Origin of the sequence: Methylobacterium sp. 37f (assembly GCF_023093475.1) — a bacterium.
In the GTDB taxonomy this organism is placed as follows: Bacteria; Pseudomonadota; Alphaproteobacteria; order Rhizobiales; family Beijerinckiaceae; genus Methylobacterium.
The window spans coordinates 1-6150 of the sequence record NZ_JAGHKN010000077.1; the positions used below are offsets into that span (position 1 = coordinate 1).

Sequence of the window (6150 nt, forward strand, 5' to 3'; positions counted from 1 at the left end):
GGGCAGGGCGGGCAGCCGGCGCGGGCCGCGCTCCTCCTCGACGCGCCGATCCCCGGCACGGGCTGGCGCCTCTTCACCCTGACGCCCCTCGGCCACGCGGTGGAGCGCGAGCGGGCCCAGGCCTGGATCATCGCCGCCCTGGTCACCGGCTTCGCCTGCCTCGGCCTCACCGCCCTGGCGGGCCGCGGCCGGCGCAATCGGGAGCGCCTCGCCCAGGCCTCGGCGCAGCGGGACATCCTCGAGGCTCGCGTCGGCGAGCGGACCCGGGAATTGACCGACGCCAACCGGATGCTGCGGCTCGAGATGGAGGAGCGCCGGCGGGCGGAGGCCGAGCGCGAGCGCCTGGGCCGCGAACTCGCTCAGGCCGGACGCCTGGCGGCCCTGGGCCAGTTCGCCGCCAGCATGGCCCACGAGATCAACCAGCCGCTCGCGGCCATCCGCTCCTACGCCGACAACGCCGCCATCCTGGTCCGGCGCGGCCGGACCGACGAGGCGGAGGAGAACGCCTTCGCCATCGGGCGGCTCACCGACCGCATCGGCGGCCTCACCCGCCAGCTCAAGGGCTTCGCCCGGCGCTCCTCCGGCAGGCGCGAGCCGGTGGTGCTGGCCGAGATCCTGCACAACGGCCTGGAGCTGGTGGCGGCCCGGGCGGCGGCGGCCGGCATCCCGCTCACGGTGCAGACGGGGCCGGCCGGCCTGCGGGTCCTGGGCGACGGGCCGCGCCTCGAACAGGTGGTCGTGAACCTGCTGCAGAACGCCCTCGACGCGGTGGCGGGCCAGCCCCCCGGACACGGCAGCCCGGCGGGCCCGCGCGTCGATCTGCGCGTCGATCTGCACGCCTCGGCCGAGGCCCCGGACCACGTCCGCGTCGAGGTCCGGGACAACGGCCCGGGCATGCCCGAGGCCGTCCGGGCGCAGGTTTTCGACGCCTTCTTCACCACCAAATCGGACGGGCTCGGGCTGGGGCTCGCCATCGCCCGCGGAATCGTCGAGGATTGCGGCGGCAGCCTGACGGTCCTCGACGATCCCGCGGGAGGCACGATCTTCCGCATGGATCTTCAGAAATTTCATTGATAGTCATGCACTTAGCTCCGAACTGATCTGCTCTACCCACATTTTGACCCACATAGTGTCTTAGGACAGGGGCGGCTGGCGGCGAACTGCTGCGGACGGCAGTGTTGCCGCACCTGGAACAGGATCTGCGCCAGATCCATTCACCGTGGTGATCTCTATTCCGCGGTTGGACTGAGGCATCCAGGCTGTCTTGCTCGGTGCCCCGAAAGCCCGTCAATTGTTAGAAATCTTTGTTATGGCCGGAAGCATCGTTTCTCTGATGCTCATCTCCGGTGCCATCCTTTGGTCGGTGCAGATCAAATCGGATTGATGCCGGCAGGCGCGACATCTGCGCGCCGCATCGAACGAACAGCCCGGATGGCACTTCCCTAGGAGTCGGTCTGAGGATCGACCGTCCACGCCCCTATGCTTGGCTTCCCCCCATTGCCGAGTGGGCGTGGACGACAATCCTCGCCCTAAGATCTGATTGCGTGGCGCGAGCCCACAAGCGGCACAGCCACCTCCCTTGGCGGCAGCTCCAGACCCGCAGCCTTCAGCCGATCCTCGGCACGGCCGACGTAGAAGGCTGCGCTCCGCATATCGCGGCGGGCGGCCTTGACGAGCCAAGTGTGATAGAGGTCGCTGATCAGACGCATAGGGCGATGACCTCCCTAAGAACGTCAGCTGCTAGCGCTAGGCCGGGGCTGGCGTTCTCAAGTTCGCCCGAGTCCTCCATCTCGCGAAGGCTGAGCCGCGCCTTGGCCTGGATCTCGCGGAGCCCCACGGATGGCTGCTCCGCCGCCTGATCGAACGCGTCCCAGTAATGGCGCATCTCGAACGCCATCTTTTCGTCAGGCCACCCCCCTTCTGTGGAGCACGCGCGATTGATCCAGTCGCCGTGCTGCACAGCGAAATCACACAGCTTCGCAAGGTCGGACTGGGCCGAGGCCACAGCGATTGCGGGAACGGTGAGCGCCGGCAGAGCGGCGATGCTGCCGAGTAGAGCGCGGCGGGATGCAGGGCCGGTCATGGCTTGGCCTCCGCTGCAATCTTGAATGCCCTCTCCCAACGAGCGTGCAGGCGCTCAGCCGCCAGTTCGAACGCGTCAGCAATCACCATGACGGAGCGAGGCGAGATCATGCTGGCGGACGCGCCATAGATGGCAAACGCCTCTGCGAACCCACGTACAGCGTGGATGTCGTCTTCCATGTCGGAGACAGCCAGGAAGATATCGGGAAGGGCCACAGGATTGCTCATGCGCTCACTCCTTCCAGCAAGGCGGTATCAGCAGCGAACTGCGTGGCGATGCGGACACGGAGAGCATTGAGCGCTTGGCGCTCCTCATCGATCTGACGCTGGCGCATCTCCCACGAGGGAGCTTCGTTCGATCGCATCGCACGGATGGCGAGCGTCACTGGGCCAGACTGTGGTTCGCGCAGGCGACCGCGTTCACCGGCACGAGCCGGCGTGATAGGGGCTTGGATAGCCATTTTCGTTCCTCAGAAACGGGGATGGTTAGGGCCAAGTGGAAGTTCGCGCTTCCGCTTGGCCTGAATTTCTGATAATCAGGAAATATGTGGATGTCAATTCCTGATAATCAAAAAACCAGAGGGCGTCCGGCTACAGGCGTGACGCCAATGCAAGGCGTTCGCATGCCTTCAGACCTCTTGGTCGCTGTGGAGGCATGGCGTGATGATCAGCCCGAGCCCAAACCGCCGCGTGCTGAAGCAATTCGCCGAATTTTGGCTGAGCACCTCAAGGCGAAGGGCTACCTGAAATGAGCGATGGCCAACCTCAGTCTGAAAGGCTGGCTGAGGTCATGCGGCTTGCTACATCGCTTGCCTACCGCGTACTCAACACGCAGCTTATAGGAAGCCCAGTTCCGCCTTATCAGGCAAATGCACTCGTAGAAGCCGCAAGGCTGCTACATGAAAACGGCGTGGACTGGCCGCCAGGAGTTACCGAGGCTTTGCGCAGACTTACTGAAGCTATGAAGCCAGCGCTGCCAGCCGCTAACGAACCGGAAGCTGAAGAAACGTTGGCGCGCGATGAGGGTGCTAGCCCTAATTCTATGAGCCGAGGCTATAAAGTTAAGCGCTTCATCAAATCCTTCCGCAAACGAAAGGGCTGAGACCGTCATGCAGTGCTGTCAGATAATTGTGGCACTGCTGATAGGCGTGACACCGGCACTTTCGACTGGTTCTTGGGCTCACTCCCCACCGCCCTCGCCCCCCGTCAATAACTGGGCCGAATTCCGAGCCGCAATCGTGTCCTGCTGGACGGTGCCTGAGAACACCGATGGATCGATGATCGCGTTCCGCTTCGGCTTGAACAAGACAGGGAGCCTGCGGGGGCCCCCTCTCATCACAGCCCGACAGCTCCAAGGCGACAAGGATGCTCGGAAACGGTTTGAAGGTGCGGCTGCGGCTGCTCTAACCCAGTGCCTGCCGATGAAAGTGACACCCGCCTTCGGAGCCATTCTCGGTGAGAGCCCCATCAGGCTCAGATTTGCCAACACCCCACCAACGGCCGCCTACCAGCTCAACAGCAACATCACGATTTTCGCTCCTCGATGAGGCGTAGTGCGGCCGGCAGGCGTTACTTTCAGTTCGCAGCGTGGCGAGCCCCCGGAGTCAGGCTGTTTAGAGTCATCAAACAACCTTCTCGGCAGCCCATCCCAAAAAGCCGATCCACGCTATGACGCTGATCAGCACAACTGCCAGAATGCACCATGCCATCAGCGGGATGCGCCGGCGGGTACGAGGGCGAGGAGCTTGCATGGGGGTCTCGGTAAATCTGCTAAGGGAGGCCCAGTTGTAGCATGGCCCAGCAGACCGACGCCCTTTCATCTGACACCAACGACGGCGCATCGGAACGGCTGTCAGAGGTCTCGCGCCTGTCGACGCTTCTCGCCGATCGTGTGCTGGCCGCTCAGGCGGCAGACGAGCCGGTACCGAAGGCGCACATCAACGCCCTGCTCGACGCAGCCATCATCCTAGATAAGTACGAGGTCGACCTGCCGGCGCCACTCGGCCAGATCATCGATCAGATCGGCGATGCCGAGGATAAGGATGCCGGCCGACTCGCTTGGCTGTTCCGGCCGTTCCAGGGAGGGAGGGGATAACACAAGCGCGAGCGTGACACCCCCTTCGATATTGTTCGAGCGGCGATGGCATCGCCTGTCAGTCGAACGTGGGAGGGGTATTGGCAGCGGGGCGCCTAGTTTGCGCCCTTGTAGCCCCGTTTGAGGACATGTAGACGGAGCCATCAACGGTAGCGAAAAATGCCCGCCTTCAATTTATACATTGACGAAACCGGCTCTCGACATCCTGACAAGAGGCCAGATCCTACCCGGTTCGGGAGGGATTGGTTCGCACTAGGTGGTTTCATTGTCGCCCAAGAAAACGAGGACGAGGTCAAGGGCCGTCACTCAGCTTTCGTCAAGAGTTGGAAAATCACATCTCCGCTACACATCACCGATATGATGTCAGAGAAGAAAGGCTTTTCTTGGCTTGGACTTAAAACTGAAGAAGCAAGAGAGCAGTTTTGGTCTGACTATAAGAAGGTCTTGTCTTCCATGCCCGTACTAGGCATGGCATGCGTTATTGATCGACCTGGATATGCTGCGCGTGGCTATGTTGAAAAACACAAGGGCAGCAAATGGCTTCTCTGTCGCAGCGCCTTCGACATCTTGATTGAGCGTGCGACCAAGCACGCGATCAATAATGACAGGAAGCTAAATATAATATTTGAAGGCGACGTCGGGATAAACGACACTGTAAAAGGATACTTCAAAAACCTCAAGGCGAATGGTTTGGCATTTGACGAGTCTAACTCCGCAAAGTACAAGCCCCTCCCAAAGGAGGATTTTGCTCGAACGCTATCAACAATCGAGTATAAGAACAAAGACTCTGTAATGCTTCAGGTAGCAGACTCTTATATTTATTCTATAGCTAGAAATGCTTATGATAAAAAATTCCCGCTATACAGAAGCTTGCGAGATGCCAAGAAAATAATAAACTTTGGTGTGCCTCAAGATCAAATCAGCGGCGTCGGCATTAAGCATTACTGTTTCGACCGGCGGGGTTGGAAAAACAAAAAAACCGGGGTTTCCCCCGGCTTTTTCGCGGCCCCCATACGGTGAACCTAACAGGCTGTGCCTGCGCAGATACATATCACTTTCTTTGTCGTTGACAAGCGCACTCCACGAAAATTTCCTCCCGTGCGACAATTTTGACTGGCAAAAAAACCTAATTAAATCAAATGCTTAAAACATTTTTAGACACTGTCCACTATGTCTTTTGACTTGTATCCTGCCAAACCTGCCCTGCCTGCGTCCGCTCCCCTTCCACCATCCGGCTCGCGCGCATCTACCTGAGTGCGCAGCCGACGCGGCGTGTGACATCGGCCAGCAAGCGTCGCCGACTTCGACAGATCAGGCTCGCGGCCGAGGTTGCTGCCCTACCGGCCACACCTCAGCCCCCCCCTCGTCACCACGCAGGCCACTCAACAGAGCCGAAGCGCGTCGGCAGCCGGACGCCCGTCGCGAGGCTGTATTCACCAGCCACGTTTACGGGCTTGCCGGCAGCCTTGGCCTCGGCTCCGACAATGTGCTCGGCGTCGTCGGGCTTGTTCTGGTTTGCGGCGAGCACGGAAGCCTCGGCCTCGGCGATCTGCACCAGGACGTTGCGGATTGCCGCCACGGCCTCGGGGTAGACCTTGCGGAGCGCTTCCGCCGCCTCGTCTCGTGCCTTCACCGCCGCACCGTACTGGGTCCGACGTGCTGCCTGATCCTCGTCGCGGGTCACGACGGCAAGACGCTGGTTTAGATGCGACAGGGAGCTGTTCAGGCGCTCAAGATCGAAGCGAAGGCTGTCGTGGACGCGCTTGCCTTCGTTGGCTTCGTCCTCGCTGGCCAGCGGGTCGACGGCCTTCGCCTCGGCGCGGGCGCGATCCCGCTCCACGGACGCTAGAGCGTTTTCCACGATCCCTGAGTCGTTGCGGCGAGGTGAGCGTTGATCCCTGAAGGTTCGTCAGGGAGATCGCCATGGCCCGTGCCTACAGTCACGATCTGCGCATTCGCGTCCTGGACGCAGT

At 61.3% G+C, this 6150-nt stretch carries 8 protein-coding genes; 4 read left to right on the forward strand and 4 right to left on the reverse strand.

Annotated elements, in window-relative coordinates; genetic code table 11:
• Positions 1–1074 (forward strand): ATP-binding protein (locus J7U37_RS24565; protein ID WP_247637448.1); only part of this gene is annotated, 1074 nt, incomplete at its 5' end.
• Positions 1075–1529: 455 nt separating this feature from the next.
• On the opposite strand, the gene J7U37_RS24570 is transcribed toward J7U37_RS24565, so the two are convergent.
• Genes J7U37_RS24570 through J7U37_RS24580 form a run of 3 tightly spaced genes read right to left on the reverse strand, consistent with a single transcriptional unit; the run spans position 1530 to position 2310 of the window.
• On the reverse strand, positions 1530–1709 hold the full coding sequence (locus tag J7U37_RS24570; protein WP_247637449.1) for a hypothetical protein: 180 nt from the start codon (positions 1707–1709) through the stop codon (positions 1530–1532).
• Positions 1700–2083, reverse strand: coding sequence for a hypothetical protein (locus tag J7U37_RS24575; protein ID WP_247637450.1), 384 nt, complete (start codon positions 2081–2083; stop codon positions 1700–1702). The genes J7U37_RS24570 and J7U37_RS24575 overlap by 10 nt, the downstream gene beginning before the upstream one ends.
• Entirely contained in the window at positions 2080–2310 is a 231-nt protein-coding gene (locus J7U37_RS24580) for a hypothetical protein (protein ID WP_247637451.1), read from the reverse strand. Before J7U37_RS24580 ends, J7U37_RS24575 begins: the two co-directional genes overlap by 4 nt.
• 323 nt (positions 2311–2633) lie before the next feature.
• Here J7U37_RS24580 and J7U37_RS24585 point away from each other — a divergent pair, with 323 nt between their 5' ends.
• The 3 genes from J7U37_RS24585 to J7U37_RS24595 all read left to right on the forward strand — a co-directional run bounded on the left by J7U37_RS24585 (position 2634) and on the right by J7U37_RS24595 (position 5197).
• Complete coding sequence (locus tag J7U37_RS24585; RefSeq protein ID WP_156376273.1) at positions 2634–2834, forward strand: hypothetical protein; 201 nt, start codon at positions 2634–2636, stop codon at positions 2832–2834.
• 1040 nt (positions 2835–3874) lie between these two features.
• Complete coding sequence (locus J7U37_RS24590; RefSeq protein ID WP_247637452.1) at positions 3875–4177, forward strand: hypothetical protein; 303 nt, start codon at positions 3875–3877, stop codon at positions 4175–4177.
• Positions 4178–4336: 159 nt separating this feature from the next.
• Positions 4337–5197 carry a DUF3800 domain-containing protein gene (locus tag J7U37_RS24595; protein WP_247637453.1) on the forward strand — a complete coding sequence of 287 codons (861 nt, stop codon included), beginning with the start codon at positions 4337–4339 and terminating at the stop codon, positions 5195–5197.
• Positions 5198–5543: 346 nt separating this feature from the next.
• Here J7U37_RS24595 and J7U37_RS24600 read toward each other — a convergent pair whose 3' ends face one another.
• A complete protein-coding gene (locus tag J7U37_RS24600; RefSeq protein WP_247637454.1) occupies positions 5544–6017 on the reverse strand; it encodes a hypothetical protein in 474 nt (157 codons plus the stop codon).
• Positions 6018–6150 lie beyond the last annotated feature (133 nt).

What these genes read in the sequence shown, in the direction of transcription:
- J7U37_RS24575 (WP_247637450.1), bottom strand. Translation starts at nt 2,083, where the DNA reads ATGACCGGCCCTGCATCCCGCCGCGCTCTACTCGGCAGCATCGCCGCT.
- J7U37_RS24580 (WP_247637451.1), bottom strand. Translation starts at nt 2,310, where the DNA reads ATGAGCAATCCTGTGGCCCTTCCCGATATCTTCCTGGCTGTCTCCGAC.
- J7U37_RS24595 (WP_247637453.1), top strand. Translation starts at nt 4,337, where the DNA reads ATGCCCGCCTTCAATTTATACATTGACGAAACCGGCTCTCGACATCCT.
- J7U37_RS24570 (WP_247637449.1), bottom strand. Translation starts at nt 1,709, where the DNA reads ATGCGTCTGATCAGCGACCTCTATCACACTTGGCTCGTCAAGGCCGCC.
- J7U37_RS24585 (WP_156376273.1), top strand. Translation starts at nt 2,634, where the DNA reads ATGTCAATTCCTGATAATCAAAAAACCAGAGGGCGTCCGGCTACAGGC.
- J7U37_RS24590 (WP_247637452.1), top strand. Translation starts at nt 3,875, where the DNA reads ATGGCCCAGCAGACCGACGCCCTTTCATCTGACACCAACGACGGCGCA.